A 21,166-nucleotide genomic window follows, 5' to 3' on the forward strand; every position below is an offset into this window, starting at 1 on the left:
CTCGCCACACTGATGCCGAGCCGCCGTGCCTGCTCGCGCAGACGCAAGGCCAGCGCGGTGTCCAGCGTAAGTTGGCTGTCGAGCACCGCGCTGCCGTCGCCGTGCACGTCCTGCACACCGAACGCCAGGGTCGGCTCGTCGATGTCGCCGAGCATGTCGCGGAAAAACTCTTCATGCACCTCGACATCCGCGCCGAGTCGGGCCTGTGCGACGTAGTTGCGGTACTGCACCGGGGTCGCCAGTTCGGCGGCGTGACCGTGCAGCACGCTGTTCATCTCGCTCACCAGCACTTCCAGCGCGGTGTGATCGAGCATCAGGTGATGCATCAGCAGGATGCCGACCCAGCGCTTGTGCTGCGGATCCTCGGTGTAGGCGAAGCGCATCATCGGCGCGCGGCCCAGGTTCAGACGGTAGTGACGCGGATCGAAACGCGCCTGCATCTGTTGCAGCACGTCGCCTTCCAGCGCTTCGTCATCCACCCGTTCAAGCGCCAGCGGTGCAGCACGCCAGACCACTTGAACCGGCTCTTCGAGGCCTTCCCAGACCACGCTGGAACGCAGGATGTCATGGCGCGCGATCACCACGTTGACGGCGCGGACGAACGCCTTGATCGACTGGATCCCGTCAAACACGAACTGCGCCTGCAACACGTAAGGATCGCCCGCCGTCGCTGCCATGTGGTGATACAGAATCCCCGCCTGCAACGGTGCCAGGGCGTAGATGTCCTGCACGTTAGCGACACCACCGGGGACACTTTCCACGATCCGGTCGATGCCGGCCTGATCGAGTGAGGCCAGGGGCAGCATGTCGGGCGTGATGTGTTGGCAGTCAGGGGTGATGCGATTGACCGGCACTTGAACACTGGGCGACGCGCCAAGGGTTGCCGCCAGTCCCGCCACGGTTGGCCGGCCGAACAGGACCCGCACGTCGCAGCTCAATTCCTGCTGGCGCATGCGCTCGACCAGCTTCACGGCCAGCAAGGAATGGCCGCCCAGTTCAAAGAAATTGTCATGGCGCCCGACCTGCTCGACGTTCAGCAGGGTCTGCCAGATCTCGGCGATACGGCATTCCACCTCGCCGACCGGCGCCTCGTATCCGCGCAGCAACTGGCCGCTCTGATCCGGCGCCGGCAAGGCCTTGCGGTCGAGTTTGCCGTTGGGGCTCAGGGGCATGGCGTCGAGATGGACGAACGCCGTCGGCACCATGTAATCCGGTAGCTGCTCCAGCAGATGGCTGCGCAGTTCGCCGATGTCCAGCGCCTCGCCGGTGTAATACGCCACCAGCCGTGAATCGCCGGCCACGTCTTCGCGCACCAGCACTTCGGCGGCGAGCACGGTGTCGAGTTGCATCAGCCGCGCCTGGATTTCCCCGAGTTCGATACGCAAGCCGCGAATCTTCACCTGATCGTCGTTGCGACCGAGGTATTCGAGGTTGCCGTCGCCCCGATAGCGGCACAGGTCACCGGTGCGGTACAGCCGCGCATTGGGCTGATCGCTGAACGGATCATCGAGGAAACGCTCGGCGGTGAGCGACGCAAGATTCAGGTATCCACGCGCCACCTGCACGCCACCGATGTACAGCTCGCCGGCCACGCCCAGCGGCAACGGTTGCAATTGTTCATCGAGGATGTACAAACGGGTATTGCTGACCGGCCGGCCGATGGGCAGCAGCACTTCAGGCACCTGCATCGACGGCTCCAGCGTCCACACCGTGCTGTCCACAGTGGTTTCGGTCGGGCCGTAGACGTTATGCAAACGCACCTGCGGCAGACGCTCGCGGACTTGACGGGCCAACGCCGGCGTCAGCTCGCCGCCGCCACAGAACACATCCGTGAGGCTGGTGCACTGGCTGACGTCTGCCACGTCGAGGAACTGTTGCAACAGCGCCGGGACGAACTGGATCACGCTGATGCGCTGCTCGCGCACCACTTGCGTCAGGTACGCCGGTTCGAAGTGCGCATCGGGGCGCGCCAGTACCAGACGCAGACCAGCCGTCAGCGGCCAGAACAGCTCCCAGACTGACGCGTCGAAACTGTAAGGGGTTTTCTGCAACAGGGCGCCGTCCGCCACGGGCGGGCACACCTGCGAGCTCCAGTGAAGCAGATTGCCCAGGCCACGATGCTCGACCATCACCCCTTTCGGCGTGCCGGTGGAGCCCGAGGTGTAGATCACGTAGGCCAGGTTCGAAACGTTAAGGCCCGGCACCTGAGGGTTTTGATCGGGGTAGTCCTGCCAGTGATCCTGATCGAAATCGAGCAACGGCACGCCACCCGCCTCGAACAGCGCCCGGGTCGCACCGTGCGCCAGCAGCGCCACCGGGGCGCTGTCCTTGAGCATGTAGTTCAGGCGTTCCGCCGGGTACGCCGGGTCCAGCGGCACATAAGCGCCGCCGGCCTTGAGAATGCCCAGCAGGCCGATCACCAGTTCAGGCCCGCGTTCGACGCAGATCGCCACTGGCGTATCCGGCCCGACACCCAGCTCACGCAACCGGTGAGCCAGGCGATTGGCTCGCGCATTGAGTTCGACATACGTCAGTGATTGCGCATCGGCCTGCAATGCAATGGCCTGCGGCGTACGCTCGACCTGAGCCTCGAACAGGCCATGAACGGTCCGCTCCAGGTCGAGATCGACGAGACTGTCATTGAAGCCCACCAGCAATTGCTGCCGCTCCAGCTCCGGCAAAACCGGCAACTGGCTCATCAGCGTCTCGGGCGACCGTTCCAGGGCATCGAGCAAGCCGTCGAGTGCGGTTTGCACATAGGCGCAGACCCGTTCGGCGCCGATGCCGGTCGGGGCGATGGCGGACAGCCGGAAACCACTGCCCAGGTCATCGACGCTCAGGGTCAGCGGATAGTTGGTCGGTTCCTTGCCACTCAATACCTGGACGCCGGGGGCCAGTTCGATCACCGCGGCAACATCACCGACAGCGCTGTGGCGGTAATTGAGCATGGCGCTGAACAGCGGCGTCTGCGCATTCAACGCGCTGCACCGCTGGGCCAGTGCCAGCGAAGCCTGTTCATGGGCGAGCAAGGCGCTCAGCCGTCGATGCGTGGCGAGCACGCCGTCGTGGACGCTTTGCGCGCCGACATCGACCCGCAGCGGCAAGGTGTTGATGAACATGCCCAGCGCCTGCTCACCGCCGTCGCCCGCCTCCATGCGCCCCAGCAACACGGTGCCGAACACCACCGAGGTGCGCCCGGACAACTGGCCCAACACCCGCGCCAGCGCCAGATGCATCAGGCTCGCCACGCTCACGCCGAGTTGCCGCGCCTGCGTGCGCAGTCGCAGGTTCAAATCGTCAGAGAGTCTGAGCTGTGCGTCTTCGAAATCTTGTCCGCCGCCCTGAACATCCTGCAATCCCCAAGGCAATGTTGGCTCGTCGATATCGCCGAGCATCTCGCGGAAGAACGTTTCGTGGGCCTGCTCATCGAGCGCCATGCGCGCCCGCGCCAGGTGATTGCGAAACGGCACCGCCGGCGCGACGTGTTCGCTTTGCCCTTGCAGCCAGGCCTGGATTTCCCGGCGCACCACGTCCAGCGCGACGTGGTCGATGATCATGTGATGGAACAGCAGCAACGCGACAATCCGACCCTGCGCCGGATCCTGTGCATAGACCAGGCGCAGCAGCGGCGCCTGTTGCAAGTCGAGGCGCAAGTGACGGGCGTCGTAACGTGCCTGCAACTGACTGAACACATCGGTGGACGTGTCGAGCTGCACCTCTTCGCAGACCAGCGGCGCCTGGCGCCAGACCACCTGCACCGGCTCGTCCAGACGCTCCCAGACAAACGAGGTGCGCAAAATGTCGTGACGGTCGATCACCCATTGCAAGGCCTGGGCAAACGCGTCGAGGCGCTCGTGACTGTCGAACGTGAACTGCGCCTGTTGCACATAAAGATCGCCTTCGCCGGCGGCGAGGTGCAGATACAGCATGCCTTCCTGCAACGGCGCCAGCGGATAGATGTCCTGCACATTCGCCACGCCACCCGGAACGGTGGCGACGATGCGGTCGATGGCCGGCTGATCCAGTTGCACCAGCGGCAGCATGTCCGGGGTGATGCGCAGCGCCGGGCTCGACCAGTCGCCGCCGTGGCTCGCCACCAGCTCCAGCAACTGCGCCTTGTGCTTGGCGAGGCTGTCCCAAAGCGCGTCGTCCAGCGCCTCGTCGTCGCCCAGAATGACCAGGTCTTCATCGTCCTGTTGAAGGCGGATCGCATGGGTGGAAATAACAGCCATCAGCTCGCGAAATTGCATGGGGGTAACCTGCTGTAAATTCGGGAAAAAAGGAGCGCGCAGCGGCGAATCCGTGCGGCCACGCGCAGCCCGGAAAAGCTAAAACATCGGGGCTTGGGTGTCTGACATGGGAAGCGGGGACAAGCCCCGTGACCGGCCAGTCATGGCGTCGATCCGCGGGAACCGCGAATCGACGCCGATGTCGGCTCAGAGCCGGCGTTTGCGGTTGAGCGTCGGTATGGTGGTTTGCGGGACTTCAACCTGCTTGGCCTGCGCCGAAGTCTGGGCCGCCAGCGCCGCCAGGGTCGGCTGACTGAACAGCGTGCGGGCATCGACGTGCAGCCCGGCCTGACGCATGCGCGCCACCAGACTGACCGCCAGCAACGAATGCCCGCCGAGTTCGAAGAAGTGATCGTTACGTCCGACCTGCTCCAGTTGCAGCACCTCGGCCCAGATCTGCGCCAGCCTGATCTCGACCTCGCCCTCGGGCGCCTCGTAGCGGCGACTGAGCACCGCTTCTGCCCCCGGTGCCGGCAAGGCTTTGCGGTCGACCTTGTCGTTGGGGGTCAGGGGCAACGCATCGAGCTTCACGTAGGCGCCCGGCGCCATGTACTCCGGCAAGCGCTCCAGCACGTGGGCGCGCAAGCTTTCGATACGTGGCGCGTCGAAGCCTTCGCGGACGGTGAAATACGCCACCAGGCGTTCGTCGCGGACCAGCACCACGGCTTCACGCACGGCCGGATGCTCGATCAGCCGCGCTTCGATTTCACCCGGCTCCAGACGCAGGCCACGCAGCTTGACCTGGAAGTCATTGCGCCCGAGGAATTCGAGGTTGCCGTCCGCCCGGTAGCGCACCAGATCGCCGGTGCGGTACAGGCGATCACCGGCCACGAACGGGCTGTCGATGAAGCGCTCGGCCTGCATGTCCGGCAGTCCCAGGTAACCCCGCGCGACTCCGACCCCGCCGATGTGCAAGTGACCGCTGACGCCGAACGGCACCGGCTGATCGTGAGCGTCCAGCACATAGAGCCGGGTGTTGCTCAACACCTTGCCGATTGGCACCACGGTTTCCGGCAGCGGTTGATCCGGTTCCAGCGTCCAGCCGGTGCTGTCGACCGTGGTTTCGGTCGGCCCGTAAACGTTATGCAGACGCACCCACGGCAGGCGCTCGCGGACGCGCCGGGCCAGTGCGGCCGTCAGTTCACCGCCACCGTTGAGCACGTCGGTCAGGCTGGTGCACTGGCTGACATCGTCCTGCTCGATGAACTGTTGCAGCAGCGCCGGCACGAACTTGACCACGGTGATCTGCCGTTGGCGAATCACCTGGGTCACATAGGCCGAATCGCGATTGCCGTCGGGACGCGCCAGCACCAGCCGCAGACCGGAACACAGCGGCCAGAAAATCTCCCACACCGAACTGTCGAAGCTGAACGGCGCCTTCTGCAACAGCGCGCCGTGCCCGGTCGGCGGGCTGATCTGCGAGCCCCAGTGCACCATGTTGCAAGCGCTTCGATGCTCGATCATCACGCCCTTCGGCGTGCCGGTGGAACCGGAGGTGTAGATCATGTAGGCCAGGTTCGCAGCGCTCAAACCCGGAACTTGCAGGTTGTCGGCGGACGCGTGCTGCCAGGTGCAACGGTCGAAATCGATGACCGGCACACCTGGATCAGCCAGCAGATTGCGGGTGGCCTCGTGCACCAGCACCGCCACCGGGGCGCTGTCTTGCAACATGTAATGCAGGCGTTCCAGCGGATAGTCGGGGTCCAGTGGCACATACGCGCCGCCCGCCTTGAGAATGCCGAGCAGGCCGACGATCAGATCCAGGCTGCGTTCGACGCAGATCGCCACCCGGGAATCCGGTTGCACACCTTGCTCCCGTAGATGATGCGCCAAGCGGTTGGCCTGCTCATTCAGCTGGCGGTACGTCAGCTGTTGATCCCCGGCCTGCAAGGCGATGGCGTCGGGTCGGCGTTGCGCTTGCTGCTCGAACAAGGTCTGCAGCGGTTGATCCATCGGGCAATCGACTTCGCTGGCATTGAACTCGACCAGCAGTTGTTCAAGCTCCGCCGCCGGCAGGATCGACAAGCGATTCAGCGGCTGTTGCGGGGTTTGCTCCAGCGCATCGACCAGTGCCTGCAACGCGGTCTGTACGTAGTCGCCGATACGCCGGGCGCCGATGCTGATCAGGGTTCGCGTGGTGATCTGCAAGGCGCTGCCCAGATCATCGACGCTCAAGGTCAGCGGGTAGTTGGTGCGCTCTTCGTTGTCCAGGGTCTGGATACCTTGCCAGGCCGGATCCGCAGTCGATTCCTGCACCTCAAGGTCGGTGTGCCGATAGTTGAGCAACGCACTGAACAGCGGTGCCGGTGACGCAACGCCGCTGCAACGCTGGGCCAGCGCCAGTGACGCATGTTCGTGCCCGAGCAGGTCGGTCAGTCGGGCGTGGGTCAGCAACACGGCATCACGCACACCCCGGTCCATGTCCACTCGCAATGGCAGGGTGTTGATGAACACCCCGAGCGCCCGGTCCGCGCCCTCACCGCCCTGCATGCGGCCCATGAACACGCTGCCGAACACCACGTGTTCCTGTCCCGAGGTCGCTGCCAGCACCTGCGCCCAGGCCAGGTGAATCAGGCTGGCTACGCTGACGCCTGCCTGCCGCGCCTGAAGGCGCAAGCGGCGGTCCAGTTCTGGTGCAAGGGTTCGCACGGCTTCGTCGATACCGCGACCGTCGCCCTGCACGTCCTGCAAACCGAACGGCAGGGTCGGCTCGTCGATGTCGGCGAGCATCTCGCGGAAGAACGCTTCATGTTCCTGTTCGCTGACACCGAGCCGGGTCTGGGCCACGTAATTGCGATACGGCACCGCCGGCGGCAACGGTTCACTCAGCCCCAACAGGTTGGCGCGCATTTCATGGCGCAGGACTTCCAGGGCGATGTGATCCAGCGCCAGGTGATGGAACAACAGAATCGCCACGATCCGCCCGTGGGCCGGATCGCGGGCATACATCAGCCGGATCAGCGGCGCCTGACTGACGTCGATGCGATAACGCCGGGCATCGAAGCGCTCATGCAGTTGCGCGAGGACATCGCCCTCGGCCGGGTCGAGCATGATTTCCTGCACTGGCAATTCAGCCTGGCGCCAGACCACCTGCACCGGCGTGGTCAAGCCTTCCCAGACCACCGCAGTGCGCAGGATGTCGTGCCGCGCCATGACCTGACGCAACGCGGCCGCATAGGCCTCGACCCGCTCGACGCTGTCGAACGCCAGCTGCGATTGCAGCAGGTACGGATCGCCCTGGGCGGCGGTGATGTGGTGATAAAGGATGCCTTCCTGCAACGGCGCCAGCGGATAAATGTCCTGCACGTTGGCTGCGCCACCCGGCACGGTGGCGATGATCAGGTCGAGGGTGGTTTGATCCAGCTCGACCAACGGCAACAGATCCGGGGTGATCCGCGTGCAACCCGGCGGAATGCGGTTGGCCGGCACTTCAACTTCGCGGCCAGAGCCCACCGACGCGGCCAGCGCCGCAAGCGTCGGCTGGCCGAACAGCACGCGCACGTCGCTGCTCATGCCGAGCTGACGCATGCGCTCGATCAGGTTGACCGCCAGCAACGAATGCCCGCCCAGCTCGAAGAAGTGATCGTGACGCCCTACCCGTTCGACTTGCAGTATCTCGGCCCAGATCTGCGCCAGGAGGATTTCGACGTCGCCTTGCGGAGCTTCGTATTCGCGGCGGATCAACGCCTCCGGCCCCGGAGCCGGCAACGCCTGGCGATCCAGTTTGCCGTTGGCTGTCAGCGGCAAAACCTCCAAACGCACGTAGGCCGAAGGCAGCATCGCGCTCGGCAGACGGGTTTGCAGATGGGCATGCAGCTGCGTGATGTCCAGCGGCTGGTGTTCGGTGAACCAGGCCAGCAACTGCCCGTCGCGCACCTGCACCACCGCATCACGCACGGATTCATGACTGCTCAACGCGGCTTCGATTTCGCCGGGCTCGATGCGTACGCCACGGATTTTCACCTGATCGTCGTTGCGGCCCAGATATTCGATATTGCCGTCCTGGCGCCAGCGTGCGAGGTCGCCGGTGCGGTACATCCGCGCGTTGGGCTGGCCGCTGAACGGATCGTCGAGAAAGCGTTCGGCGGTCAGTTCCGGCCGGTTGAAGTAACCCCGCGCCACCCCGGCACCACCGACGTAGAGCTCACCGACCACGCCAATCGGCACCGGTCGCTGTCGGTCATCCAGCAGATAGGTCGTGGCGTTGCTCACGGGTTTGCCGATGTGCAGCGTCCGGCCCGGTTCGATGCGACCCGAGGTGGCGACCACCGTCGCTTCGGTCGGGCCGTAGTTGTTGATCACCTCGAACGTTTGCTCGCGATTGAACTGGCGCAGGCGATCACCGCCGATCAGCAGCGTGCGCAAAGTCGGATGTTCGAGGTGGCGGCTGAAGGCGTATTCGGCAATCGGCGTTGGCAGGAAACTCACGTCCAGCGGTTGCGCGCGCCACCAGTCGAGCAGCGCATCGATATCTTCGCCGCCGTCACGGGACGGCGCCAGGTGCAGGGTCGCGCCGACACACAGTGCGGGCCAGACTTCCCAGGCCATGGCGTCGAAACCGAAGCCGGCCAGGCTCGAGGTGTGGCCACCTGCGCCCAGGTCGAAAGCCGTGCAATGCCAGTCCACCAGATTCGACAGGGTCCGATGTTCGACCATCACGCCTTTGGGCTGGCCGGTGGAACCGGAGGTGTAGATCACGTAGGCCAGATGCGCGGTGGTCAGGCCCGAGACGTCGGGGTTGAGATCGTTGACCGGCCAGGTCCGCGAGTCGATGTCGATCAGCGGCACATTCAGCACCGGCAGACGTTCACGCAGATTGCTCTGGGTCAGGACCACGACCGGCGCACTGTCGCTCAATAAGTAGCTCAAACGTTCTGCAGGATGGGCCGGATCGACCGGCACATAACCGGCGCCGGACTTGAGGATTGCCAGCAGCGCGACCAGCGTGTCCAGCCCTCGACGGGCGACCAGCGCCACACGTTCATCGGGTTGCACACCCAGCCCGATCAAATGATGGGCCAGGGCGTTGGCCTTTCGGTTCAGTTGGGCATAGGTCAGCCGTTGTCCCTGGGATTCTGCAGCCACCGCATCCGGCCGCATCGCCGCTTGCGCTTCGATGCGCTGATGGAGGGTCAGCCCGTCGGGGTAATCGGCGCGGGTGTCATTCCACTCTTGCAGCAAGATCGACTCGGCCGGCAGGTTCAGACTGAAATTCCCAACCAGAAGCGAGGTGTCTTCAAGCCCCTGCTCCAGCACCCACAGCAATCGGCCGCACAGCGCCGCGATTTCATCCGCGTCAAAGTAGGCCTCGTTGTACACCAGGTACAAACTGTCCTCTTCGTCGCCACGGCTGCTCAACAGGTGCACGGACAGCGGCGTGCCCTCTTCATGGTTGGACACTTTGACCACCCGCCCCCGGGCCTCTCCGTACCGGTACTCATGGGCGTCCCGCTCGTAGGAGACGGTCACTTCGAACAGCTGTGAACGATCCTCGCGAAGCAGACCCAGCGCACGGTTCATCTCACTCAGGGGAAAACGCTGATGGCGGAAATCCTGTTTCAGCTCATCGCGCACGGCCTTGACCAGCGCACCGAACGCCTGCTCGCGCCCGAACCCCATGCGCACGGCGCTGACCTGGGTGAACAGCCCCAGTGTCGACTTGAAACGGGCCCCGGAGCGATTGAGCAACGGCAAGCCCACCACCCATTCATCACGCTGGCCGATGCGGCTGAAGTACACATGCATCGCCGCCAGCAGGAAGTGCAGCGCCGAAGCCCCGTACTCTGCGGCCACCTGCTTCATACGGTCGTGAAGGCTGGCCGGAAAGACCTGCGAGAAAATCCGCGTCGGTGCTGTCGCGCCGGCAAAGCGTTCCTGGTAGCGCGGCAACAACAGCGGCTCGGGAAGATGCCGGTATTTGTCCAGCCAGTACGCACGGTCACGCGCATAACGGGCGGACTCGTAATACCGTGCGTCGTCATGAATGAAGTCGACATAGGACGGCGCCGAGTCGGGCGGCCGTTGCCCGAGCGCCAGGGCGTTGTAGATTTCGTCGAGGGACTTGAGCATTTCGCCAAAGCCCCAGCCATCGACAATCAGGTGATGGGCCTGGAGCGAAAACCAATGGCAGCGGTCATCGAGACGGATCAGGCAGAAACGGAACAGCGGCCCGCCGTCCAGCGTGAACGGCTGTTCGATGCGCTCCTGGGTCAACCGGCGCGCCGCAGCCTCGGGCTCGGGATGGGCACTGAAGTCATGGAACGGCATCGGCACCGGCATCGATGGCGCAAAACGCTGCAACGGCAGACCGTGCTCACCGGCACCCAGCAACAGACTGGTGCGCAGGGCGTCATGCCGGGCCACGAGGCCTTCAAGGGACGCGTGCATCAACGCGGGATCAAGGACACCGGTCATCTCGACATAACCACCGATGTTGTACACCGGCGAATCCCCCTGACGCAGTTGATCGAGCCAGATGTCACGCTGGGCAGCGGTCAGCGGGAAGGCTTCGGAAATCGCGGACAGACCGTCCGCCGCATCGGCAGCAAATTGGTTCATAAGATCCGTCTCATGTGATTTGGCGCGTATTCAAGCATCGGCCCCGAAACCCGCATGACACGTGAAACCCGGACAACTCCCCCCTCTTTGCCCCGCCCCGAGGGGCGCCAGCCCCGGACAAGTCAGTTATTCCCCCGAAAGTTCGGAAAGAAATGGCTGAAAATCCTGTAGGACAATCGCCACACGCTGTTACCGACCAGCGCCTCGCAAATGTGGGACGCGGCGGTCCGAGCCCCGGATCTCGGGGTTCCGACTAGACCGTACAGTCACGGACTACGAGTCCTTACACATTGATCTGACAGAAACGTGACGCCATTTTTTCGGAATTAGTGGCACTTTGTGTCCCCGTTTTCCCCTACAGACGTAGGACAAATGCATAGGCTTAAATCCCGCTCCAGATCGATTTCAAGGAGAAACGCTGGTTGGCGGTTTCACAGGTGTATGCACGGCAGATGATTCGGCAATGGCTTTAAATCAGGGATGACAAGGATATGAATCTGACCGGCAGTCTTCGCAACATGGAAAACCCGCACTTCTACTGGCAACTGGGCGAATTGATCGCCAGTACGGGGAACGAACGATTCGCCTCCAACATGTTTCAGTTGGTCGACACCCTGGTGCCGGTCAACCGGGTGGATCTCAGCGAATGGACACTCGACGAGCGCGAGGCCAGCGTGGTCGAGATCAAGGCCCTGGGCAGCGCCGGTTTGCCGGATACCTTCCCGCCCCCGGACCCGCTGCAATGTCAGGACGATCATCCGCTGTTGCAGAAGATGATCGAGATGAATGACTCGCTGCTGATTCAACTCAAGGCCTCGCTGCAGCAACGACACCCGCACCATAGCGTCCACCAGTGCAATCTGGTGTCACGCACCTCCAACCGCCGCTGTGTCATCTCGTTCTGCCGCCCTCACACGCACCGGGTGTTTTCCCTGCCGGAGCTGTCGTTTCTCAAAAGCCTGTCCGACACCTTGTTGCCATTGATCGAGCGTCACGCGCAGATCCGTCGGCAAATCATCGCCCGACAACCGCGCCCACTTCAGGCCGATCAGGAGCAGACACCGTTGCAACAGGTGTTCGACGAGCGCCTGGCACTGGGCGACATCACCCTGTCAGTACGCGAGAAGGAAGTCTGCCTGGGCCTGCTGACCGGCGGCACCGTGCCGCAGATGGCCGAACGGTTGCGGGTCAAGAACAGCTCGATCGAGACCTACCTCAAGCGCGCGGCGGCCAAACTCGGGGTCAGCGGGCGTCACGGTCTGGCGAAATGGATGGCCGGGGCCTGATCCGGCGTTTTCTCATCACGGGCCTTCGCGCCCACTCCTATTTGTGAACGAGGCTGTTTGATGTCCAGGTTGCCGATCTCCCTGCTGTCCATGGCGTTGCTGATGGGCGGCTGCTCGCTGATTCCCGATTACCAGCGCCCGGCGTCACCCAGCGCGGCGCAGTATCCAAAAGGCCCCGCCTACCCTGCGCCAACCCGGACCACGACCGCTGTCGAGGACTGGCGCGGGCTGTTCAATGACCCGGCGTTACAGCAGTTGATCGAAAGCGCACTGGTCAATAACCGCGACTTGCGGGTGGCCGCGCTGAACGTCGAAGCATTCCAGGCGCAGTACCGCATTCAACGCGCCGATCTGCTGCCGGCGGTTTCAGCCAATGCCAATGAGCTGCGCCAACGGGTGCCGGCGAGCGTGACCAAAACCAAAGCGGCGATCACCTCGACCTACTCGGCGAACCTCGGCATCAGTGCCTACGAGCTGGACTTCTTCGGCCGGGTCCGCAGCCTCAGCGAACAGGCCTTGATGAGCTGGCTGGCCACCGAAGAAGCCCGGCGCAGCGCGCAACTGAGCCTGGTGGCCAATGTCGCCAATGCCTACCTGACCTGGCGCGCCGACCAGGAGTTGCTGGCCCTGGCCCAGGAAACCCTGGCCGCTGACGAGAAAAGCCTGCACCTGACCACCCGCAACCGCGAGGCTGGCAAATCTTCGGCGCTGGATCAGATCCAGGCGCAGACCAGCGTCGACAGCACCCGTGCCAGTCTTGCCCGCTATCAACGCCAGGTCGCCCAGGACTTGAACAGCCTGACCTTGCTGGTTGGTGCGCCGGTTCCGGAAACGCTGCCGGCACGACCACTGGCCAGTGATCTGGTGGCGCAAGTGCCGGCCGGGTTGCCGTCGGACCTGCTGCAACGCCGGCCGGACATTCTTCAGGCCGAATACAAGCTCAAGGCTGCCAACGCCAATATCGGCGCAGCCCGGGCGGCGTTTTTCCCCAGTGTCAGCCTGACCGCCAATGCCGGCACATCGAGTCGGGACCTGTCGGGGCTGTTCAAGGGCGGCTCCGGTGCCTGGACCTTCCAGCCGCAGATCAACCTGCCGATCTTCAACGCCGGCAGCCTGCGCGCCAGCCTCGATTACGCGAAGTTGCAGAAGGACATCACCGTCGCCGAATACGAAAAGACCATTCAGACCGCCTTCCAGGAAGTGTCCGACGGTCTCGCCGCACGGGAGACCTATCAGCAACAGCTACAGGCCCAGCGCGATCTGGTGCAAGCCACCCAGGACTATTACGACATGGCGCAGCACCGTTACCGGACCGGTGTCGACAGCAGCCTGACGTTTCTCGATGCCCAGCGTTCGCTGTTCAGTTCGCAGCAAGGTCTGATCTCCGACCGGTTGGCGCAACTGGTGGCGCAAGTGAACCTGTACACCGCACTGGGCGGTAGCTGGAGCCCGGTCGAACCGTCGCCGCAATAACCGCAGGTCATGTTTTCTTACACCTTTTGTCGCCAGATCTGACATCCGTCGGTGATCAAAAACCGACCTGCCGGTTCATTTTGGTATCATGCGCCGCTTTTACGGTTAACCCCCCGCCTGTCTTGCTGACCGGCGGGCTGCAAAAGGCGGTATTAGATGACGGCTTTGTTGACTCGCCGCAAGGTGCTTGCGGGAATGGGCGTGCTCGGTCTGGGCCTGCTCGCCGGCTGCGACACCCGTGGCCAACTGTCGTACAAGTACGGCAAGGATCTGAGCGACAAGATCCTCGGACGCACCTTCAAGCTCAAGGACACCGAAGGCAACACCGTGACGCTGTCGAGCTTTCGCGGCCTGATGCCGATGATTTTCTTCGGTTTCACCCAATGCCCGGCCGTCTGCCCGACGACCCTGGCCCGCGCGGCGAAAATCAAGAAGCTGATGGGCAAGGATGGCGACATCCTGCAAGTGGTGTTCATCACCCTCGACCCGGAGCGCGACACGCCCGAAATCCTCGACGCCTACGTCAAGACCTTCGACCCGAGCTTCGTCGCCCTCTACGGCACCCTCGAGGAAACCAAGGCCACCGCCAAGGAATTCGACGTCTTCTACGAAAAAGTCCCTGCCGGCGACACCTACACCCTGTCGCACACGTCTACCAGTTATGTCTACGACACCCGCGGCAACCTGCGCGTGGGTCTGTCCCAATCGCTTTCTGCACAAGAGTGTACGGAAGATTTGCAAACCGTCATGGAGGTCTGCTGATGAACCCTTTCCTGAACAACATCAAACGTGCCGCACTGGGCCTGTCCCTGCTGGGCCTGGCCTTCCAGGTTTCGGCGCAGACCACGGTCGATGACGCCTGGGTCCGTGCAACCGTACCAAGCCAGTCGGCCAGCGGCGCGTTCATGACCGTCACCGCCGACAGCGACAGCAAGCTGCTCAGTGTTGCATCGCCCGTGGCCAAGAACGTGCAGATTCACGAAATGACCATGAAGAACGACGTGATGAGCATGGGCCCGGTCAACTCGGTCGACCTGCCGGCCGGCAAGGCTGTGAAGCTCGATCCGAACGGCTACCACGTGATGCTGATGGGCCTGAATGGTCAACTGAAGGAAGGCGACACCGTGCCGCTGACCCTGACCGTGGAAAACGCCAAGGGCGAAAAACAGGCCATTGAAGTGCAGGCGCCGGTGCGCTCGCTGACCAACATGGAAGGCCACGATCACAGCAAGATGCATTGATCTGACTTTTCGGTAACAAAAAAACGGGGCGGCATGATCGACGATCATGCCGCCCCGTTTTCTTTCAGGACGACCTCGGTGAAAGCGCCCGTCAGGCCTCATCGGGCCACTTCAGGCACCTGCTGACACCACTTGATCGTACGCAGCGCCTGCTCCTGCGGCAGGAGTGCATAGCGGAAAAAATAATGGGCGCCCGAATAGTAAGCGTCACTCACCTCCCCGACCGTATGAGCATCATTGAACGCCGACGGACTGGTCTGATCAGCGATGAAATAGACCTTGCCGTTTTCAACATCGAGATCAAAACGCGAGTCCGCTTTGCCACTGCCTATCGAGGGCGACGTCGACTCGACTCGATAACGACCGGCAGGAACGCGGGTCTTGAAATAGCCCCCGGACGGCAAAACCCCGACCACTTTGTCATTGAGTTCAATGGTGGCTGTCACAAAGTAGGCGACGCTCGCGGTCGGTCTGTAAAAGTACAACGTTGCCTGATCCGGCTGCGCCGGATCAGGGGCCGTGAAGAACGGCTGGCCCTTGAGGTCAGGCCCGGTACTGCACCCGTTCAGCAAAGTCAGGGTGGCGAGCAGACAGGCCCGGATCAGCGTAAAGCATTTCATGATGGTTCAACCCCTTAACGAAAACACGTACAGCGCTGTTGCACAGCGCTTTAAAACTTGCAGAGTCCCTTGCCGTTGTCTTCGGCATCCGAGGTGGGCCATGGCTCGAAAGCACTTTCGGCGGTCAGATTGGTGATCGTCCGTTTTGCGAGCATCGGGTACTTGTGCTTCAAGGCTTCTACTGTCTTGCCATCATTGTTCACGTTGGACAGGCAGTAAGTCAGGGAATTGGCGTACAGATCCCCGATGTAGAGCGTCTGCCCGGCCTTCACGTGGAACACGACAGGAGACGGGCGTGCAACGGCACGGCCGAAGTAGAACTGATAGCGCCAGTCGGTAAACTCATACCGGCCGGGCGGCACTTCGTACATGAACAGATTGCCCAGCAGATTGCGCGACCGTCGATCGTCGTCATTGTTGAGCGTCCTCAACTCGATGCTTGCACCGGACTCTTCAAGCTGTCGGATATTGACGATCAATCCATGGGGCTGCGTGAGATAACCTTCGGTAATCGAACCTACGATCAACGCCTTGGCAGGATCGGGCGCCCGGCTTCCGTCAAAGCGCGCCGTCGAGCACCCGTTCAAAAACGCTACGCCGAGCAGCACCGCTCCCCACCCGGCAAACTTGCAGAAAACTTTCCGTAGCATGTTGCTCCCATGACGATCAAATGATTCAAGAGAAGCGTCGATCCACTCGATTCGGCGCTCTTAGGTCACAGGTATCGTCCTGGGAGAAACAATCTTGAATCGTTCAGCTTTCAATCTGTCCCTCCCAAAGACCGCGCTCTGTGGATGATCGACCACTTGCTCGCTGCCACCAGCTGGTCGAAAGGCTGAACATGAATCAAAGGCGCATTAAACAGCCTGAAACAATTCATCCCTCCGCTCCATTGCCCCCGGAAATTGCTGCCCCTGCCGCTCGCAGGAACGCAGATCAGGGCTACAAGCCATTCACAGGTCTGCACACTGGCTTTCGGCGCCGGATCAGCCATGCGTTTAAAAAGGCGATCAGACAGCCCACCCTTGGTATCATCGCGCACACTTTTATGACGGTTTGATGGCTGGAAGGTCTTTTTGTGAGCGCTCTTTTTCAACGGCTTCGGCACCCCGACGCCCGTCTTCTTTCTCTGGTTTTTCTGGTATTGATCGTACCGGTATGCCTGCGTGCGGCACTCGGTTGGTCGAGTCTGTTCGGTTATCTGTCGGACCTGGCCATCGGCAGCCTGCTGGTGGTTCTGTTGCACCGCAGGCCGTGGTGGCTGGCCCTGCCGGTGCTGCTGTTCTGGGGTCTGCTGGCGGTGGCGACGGCGGAACTGGTCAGTGCAGTCGGGCGCCTGCCCAACCCCCAGGACCTGCATTACCTGATCGACCCGCAATTCGTCGAGAACTCAACCGGCGGCGGCTTCGCCCATCCGGGAGTGGCCGGTGCATTGCTGCTGGGCCTGTTGATGTGGCTGGCGACGCAGTGGGCAAACCGCGGAACGCTGGCGCCGGCCCTGCCTCGCGCCATGTGGTCGGCACCGGTGTTGCTGTTCGCCGCCCATTGGGGCGCACAGAATCTTTCGCCGAGCGACGCCGACCCATGGCGTCTGTACAACCTGCCGCATCAGTTGCTCGCCGCGCAGGTGGCCGACGCGCAGATGCAGGCCGAAGAATGGCTGGAAGGTGGCAGCGAAGTACCCGCGCCATCGATGGCCGGGCTCACCGACCTCGACTTGAACGGCCACTCGTTACTGGCCGCTAAAGGCCAGGCGCGCAACGTGCTGATCGTTACCGTCGAAGGCATTCCCGGCGCCTACATCCGCGCCAATCGCGAGGCCGTCGGCAGCCATTATCAGGAAGACCTGATGCCCAAGCTCAGTCGCTGGGCCGAGCGCGGCATGAACACGCCGGACTACGTGCTGCACACGCACCAGACCATTCGCGGCCTGTACGCCATGCTTTGCGGCGATTACGACAAGCTCAACAACGGCACGCCCAAAGGCGTGGAAATGCTGACCCAGAACGAACGCAACCAGGCCTGTCTGCCGGCTCAGTTGCGCCAGCACGGTTTCAGTACTCACTACCTGCAAGGCGCCGGCCTGCGCTTCATGGCCAAAGACAAGATCATGCCGCACATCGGCTTCGATGCGACCCATGGCCTGGAGTGGTTCACCAACGCCAACTACCTGGAATTCCCGTGGGGCAAGGACGACAAGGCCTTCTTCGAAGGCGCACTGGGTTACGTCGGCCAACTGAAGAAACAGAAAAAACCCTGGATGCTGACCCTGCTGACCGTCGGCACCCATCAGCCCTACTCCGCGCCGGAAGACTACCTGCAACGCTACGACACGCCGAAACAGGCCGCCGTCGGTTATCTGGACGATGCCCTGGACCAGTTCCTCAGCGGCCTCGAACGTCAGGGCGTGCTGAAAGACACGCTGGTGGTGATCACCTCGGACGAATCCCATGGCATCGATGGCGTGCGGCTCGCCTCGTCCTGGGGCTTCAACCTGACCCTCGCACCGGAACAGGCCCAGTTGCCGCACCTGAACGCCGGGGTCTACGGGCATGTCGATCTGAGCGCATCGATCCTCGACTACTTTGAACTGCCGGTGCCTGCTGCACTGAGCGGCCGTTCGCTGTTTCGCGACTACGACACCGGTCGCGAAATCATGTCGTTCACCAACGGCAAGCTGCGCTACCACGACGGCCACGGCATCCTGACCGAATGCGACATGCCGCGACGTTGCCGCGCTTATGCCAGCGAAGGTTTCATTGCCGAAAGCGCCACCTTCAAGGGCAATGCCAGCGGCCAGAATGCGCGGCAGATTGCGGCCCGCGCCGATGCACTGGACCTGTCGCTGCTGCGCACTCCGCTGAACCAGCGCTACCAGTTCGGCAGCGACAACGTCATCCCGCTGCAAGCGCAGATCAAGGATGACTGGGCCGACAACCTGATCGGCGCGCAGTATCTGGAAATGCCCAAGGGCTCGCACACCCGCGTGCGCCTGACCGTGCGTTCGATGGACCCGCAACAGGCGGCGTACATCCAGCTCAAGGCCAAGGAGTTCGAGCAGGACGTGCAACTGGGCCTGCCGTCGGAAATGGTCGCCACGGCGGACCAGCCGCTGGAAATGGATTTCAGCTTCGACAACCCGCAACCGCGCAAGGCTTTCTCGTTCCACTTGCTGGGTTATGGGCTGGGTGCGGTGGAGGTCACGGATTTCAGCGTGATCACCGAGCTGCCGGGGCAACAGGATCTGCGGGAGGAACTCCCGGAAGACGACACCGCTCAATCGAGCTGATGCCGACGCCAGCGTCACGCGGTTCGCGGTTCGCGGTTCGCGGTTCGCGGTTCGCGGTTCGCGGGACGCTGGCGAAAGATCGCGGGGAATGATCAGAACGTAGTGCGCAGGCCGACCTGAATGCTTCGCCCTTCTGCCGGCGCAATGTCGCGCAGGATCGAGCTGGCGTAGCGCACGGTCTGGTTGGTCAGGTTCTCGGCATTGACGAAGGCCAGCCATTTGCTCTGGCCAACGTCGAAGTGATACCCCACATTCGCACCCAGCGTGGTGTAGCCATCGGTGCTGCTTTCATTGTCCGGCACCCGATGCTGGGAACTGGCGTGCTCCACATCGATCCGCGCCTGCCAGCGATCCAGCTCCCACAGCAGCCCGGTGTTCAAGCGCAGCGGCGCAATGCGCGGCAGATCCTGGCCGTTGTCGAGGTTCTTGGCCCGGGTGTAGTCGCCCGACAGTTCCAGCGCGAACTTGCCGTAGGCGCTCTCGCCGAGCTGCCAGCGATCCTGGGCTTCGATGCCGCTGAAGCGCGCACGAACACCGGAATAGGCGTATTCGGGAATGCCGGCGGCGTCTTCTTCACCTTCATCATTGAGCGTGCGCCCGGTGCCGAGCAGACCGATGTAATTGGAGAAGTGGCTGTAGAACACGCCGACGCTGCCCTTGTGCGTGCCATTGTCGAAACGCAGGGCCAGATCGCTGGAAACGGCTTTCTCTTTCGACAGACCCGCATCCCCGACTTCGAAAGTGCCGGTGGCGACGTGGGCGCCATTGGCGTACAGCTCGTAGAACGTCGGCGCCCGCTCGGTGTAGCCCAGCGTGGCGGCAACCGACCAGACCGGCGTCAGCGTGTAGACCGCCCCGGACGACAGGCTGCCGGCGGTGAAACTGCTGGAGCGGTCGGCATTGGCGAAACGCTCGTTGCCTTTGGCGTCCGGGTCGACCGTGGTGTGTTCCAGGCGACCTCCGAGGGTGAACAGCAGGCGATCCGTGGCTTGCAGCTCTTCCAGAATGAACAGTGCGCCGGCATTGGTATCGGTGTGCGGCACGAAGGCTTCTTCGCCCAGCGCCGAGAACTCATTGCGGCTGACCTGCGCGCCAATCACCCCGTTGAACGGCCCCAACGGCTGGTGACGAGCCTCGACCCGCGCTTCGTAACCCTTGTTCTTGAACGTGGTGCCGACCTCGCCGACCTCGATTTCGCGATGCTGATAATCGGTGTAACCGGCGTCGAACTTGACCGAACTGAACGGCCCTTGGAGGTTGCGGATTTCCGAGGCGAACGCGTAGTGCTCCTGCTGCATGCGAATCCGCACGTCGTCTTCGGCCGGCGAGCCGTAGTTGGAGTCGTAGTTGCTGTAAGACAGCCCCGCGTACCCGTCGTCCCAGGTGTACGAACCGCCCACCGCGCCACCGTCCTGGCGACCGTCGCTATTAGCCAGGCGATGCTTGCTGGAATCGCCATCGTCCCCCGCTCGTTCGCGGCTGCTTTTGGCGTAGCCGGGGATTTTCAGGTCGTTGAACTCGCGAGCGCTGGCGTCCAGGTGCAAGGCGAACTGACCGTTGCCGGCCTCGAGCTTCCCGGAGCTGCTGCGGGTGGTGTCGGCTCCGCCATAGCGCAGCTCGCCGGCACCGTGGATGCCGTCGATGGCTTCGGTCGGGATGCGGTTGTCGAAGGTATTCACGACCCCGCCGATAGCGCTGCCGCCATAGAGCAACGCGGCAGGGCCACGGACGATTTCGATGCGGTCAACGTTGATCGGGTCCAGCGGCACCGCGTGGTCGTAGGACAGCGACGAGGCGTCCAGCGCACCGACGCCGTTGCGCAGGATACGGATGCGATCGCCATCCTGTCCGCGAATGATCGGGCGACTGGCACCCGGCCCGAAGTAGGACGACGACACGCCCGGCTGCTTGTTCAGGGTTTCGCCCAGGCTGCCCTTTTGCTGCAGCGTCAGGTCATCACCGCTCAATACGGTCGTGGGCGAAGCCAGGGTCTGACTGCCCAGTGGATTACCGGTGATGACTTGCGGTTGCAGTTCAAGGGGTTCGGCAGCGAATGCGGGGGATGCGATCAGCAGCGCAGAGGCCAGCAGACTTTGCGGAAAGGAGGGAAAACGGGCTGACATTTCTAATATTCCGTAAGGCAGAAAGGAAGGGACCGATGCCACTGCCACACGGACATGTCAGTGACATCGATCAGATGAAATCATTTTTTATGTTATACAATAACATTTCTAATGGCCATCATGATTCTTCCCCGATGTATACAACAACCGCTCAAGGACGGGGCTTTCAGCACGCAGCATCGCCGCTTGCGAAAGGACGTCCTGCGTTTCTTCGAAAAAATCCTGAACAGACAGCGGTAAAAGACTTTGCCTATCAGCCACCAATAGTCGGCCTATTAGCTGACCTG

The 21,166-nt window shown here is 62.6% G+C and carries 11 protein-coding genes (1 of these 11 cut by a window edge); 5 read left to right on the forward strand and 6 right to left on the reverse strand.

Annotation, left to right across the window (positions count from 1 at the left end; all coding sequences use genetic code 11):
- A protein-coding gene (locus OQ248_RS28185; protein ID WP_265814905.1) for a non-ribosomal peptide synthetase crosses the window boundary here: on the reverse strand, window positions 1–4,250 show its start. It extends 12,019 nt beyond the left edge of the window; the window shows 4,250 of its 16,269 coding nt (coding positions 1–4,250); the start codon lies at window positions 4,248–4,250; the stop codon falls past the left edge of the window.
- 186 nt (window positions 4,251–4,436) lie between these two features.
- Complete coding sequence (locus tag OQ248_RS28190; protein WP_265814906.1) at window positions 4,437–10,847, reverse strand: non-ribosomal peptide synthetase; 6,411 nt, start codon at window positions 10,845–10,847, stop codon at window positions 4,437–4,439.
- Between the two features lie 491 nt (window positions 10,848–11,338).
- Between OQ248_RS28190 and OQ248_RS28195 the strand changes: the two genes are divergently transcribed.
- From OQ248_RS28195 to OQ248_RS28210, 4 genes are all read left to right on the forward strand, one after another.
- Window positions 11,339–12,133, forward strand: a complete 795-nt coding sequence (locus tag OQ248_RS28195; protein WP_085708573.1) for a helix-turn-helix transcriptional regulator — start codon at window positions 11,339–11,341, stop codon at window positions 12,131–12,133.
- Between the two features lie 60 nt (window positions 12,134–12,193).
- The gene (gene adeC / locus OQ248_RS28200; RefSeq protein WP_265814908.1) at window positions 12,194–13,606 is read left to right on the forward strand and encodes an AdeC/AdeK/OprM family multidrug efflux complex outer membrane factor; all 1,413 of its coding nucleotides are present in this window, start codon (window positions 12,194–12,196) and stop codon (window positions 13,604–13,606) included.
- A 156-nt stretch (window positions 13,607–13,762) separates the two neighbouring features.
- Window positions 13,763–14,368 carry an SCO family protein gene (locus OQ248_RS28205; RefSeq protein ID WP_119426602.1) on the forward strand — a complete coding sequence of 202 codons (606 nt, stop codon included), beginning with the start codon at window positions 13,763–13,765 and terminating at the stop codon, window positions 14,366–14,368.
- A complete protein-coding gene (locus OQ248_RS28210) occupies window positions 14,368–14,847 on the forward strand; it encodes a copper chaperone PCu(A)C (protein WP_265814910.1) in 480 nt (159 codons plus the stop codon). The genes OQ248_RS28205 and OQ248_RS28210 overlap by 1 nt, the downstream gene beginning before the upstream one ends.
- A gap of 98 nt (window positions 14,848–14,945) precedes the next feature.
- On the opposite strand, the gene OQ248_RS28215 is transcribed toward OQ248_RS28210, so the two are convergent.
- From OQ248_RS28215 to OQ248_RS28225, 3 genes are all read right to left on the reverse strand, one after another.
- A complete protein-coding gene (locus OQ248_RS28215; protein ID WP_265814911.1) occupies window positions 14,946–15,467 on the reverse strand; it encodes a DUF2846 domain-containing protein in 522 nt (173 codons plus the stop codon).
- Between the two features lie 50 nt (window positions 15,468–15,517).
- Window positions 15,518–16,117, reverse strand: a complete 600-nt coding sequence (locus OQ248_RS28220) for a hypothetical protein (RefSeq protein ID WP_265814912.1) — start codon at window positions 16,115–16,117, stop codon at window positions 15,518–15,520.
- Between the two features lie 110 nt (window positions 16,118–16,227).
- Entirely contained in the window at window positions 16,228–16,575 is a 348-nt protein-coding gene (locus OQ248_RS28225) for a hypothetical protein (RefSeq protein ID WP_265815166.1), read from the reverse strand.
- Here OQ248_RS28225 and OQ248_RS28230 point away from each other — a divergent pair.
- Window positions 16,546–18,756, forward strand: coding sequence for an LTA synthase family protein (locus tag OQ248_RS28230; RefSeq protein WP_265814913.1), 2,211 nt, complete (start codon window positions 16,546–16,548; stop codon window positions 18,754–18,756). The genes OQ248_RS28225 and OQ248_RS28230 overlap by 30 nt on opposite strands.
- Window positions 18,757–18,848: 92 nt before the next feature.
- On the opposite strand, the gene OQ248_RS28235 is transcribed toward OQ248_RS28230, so the two are convergent.
- Window positions 18,849–20,879 carry a TonB-dependent receptor gene (locus OQ248_RS28235; RefSeq protein ID WP_265814914.1) on the reverse strand — a complete coding sequence of 677 codons (2,031 nt, stop codon included), beginning with the start codon at window positions 20,877–20,879 and terminating at the stop codon, window positions 18,849–18,851.
- Window positions 20,880–21,166: the final 287 nt, after the last annotated feature.

This window comes from Pseudomonas sp. COW5 (genome assembly GCF_026240005.1).
GTDB classification, from domain to species: Bacteria; Pseudomonadota; Gammaproteobacteria; order Pseudomonadales; family Pseudomonadaceae; genus Aquipseudomonas; species Aquipseudomonas kribbensis.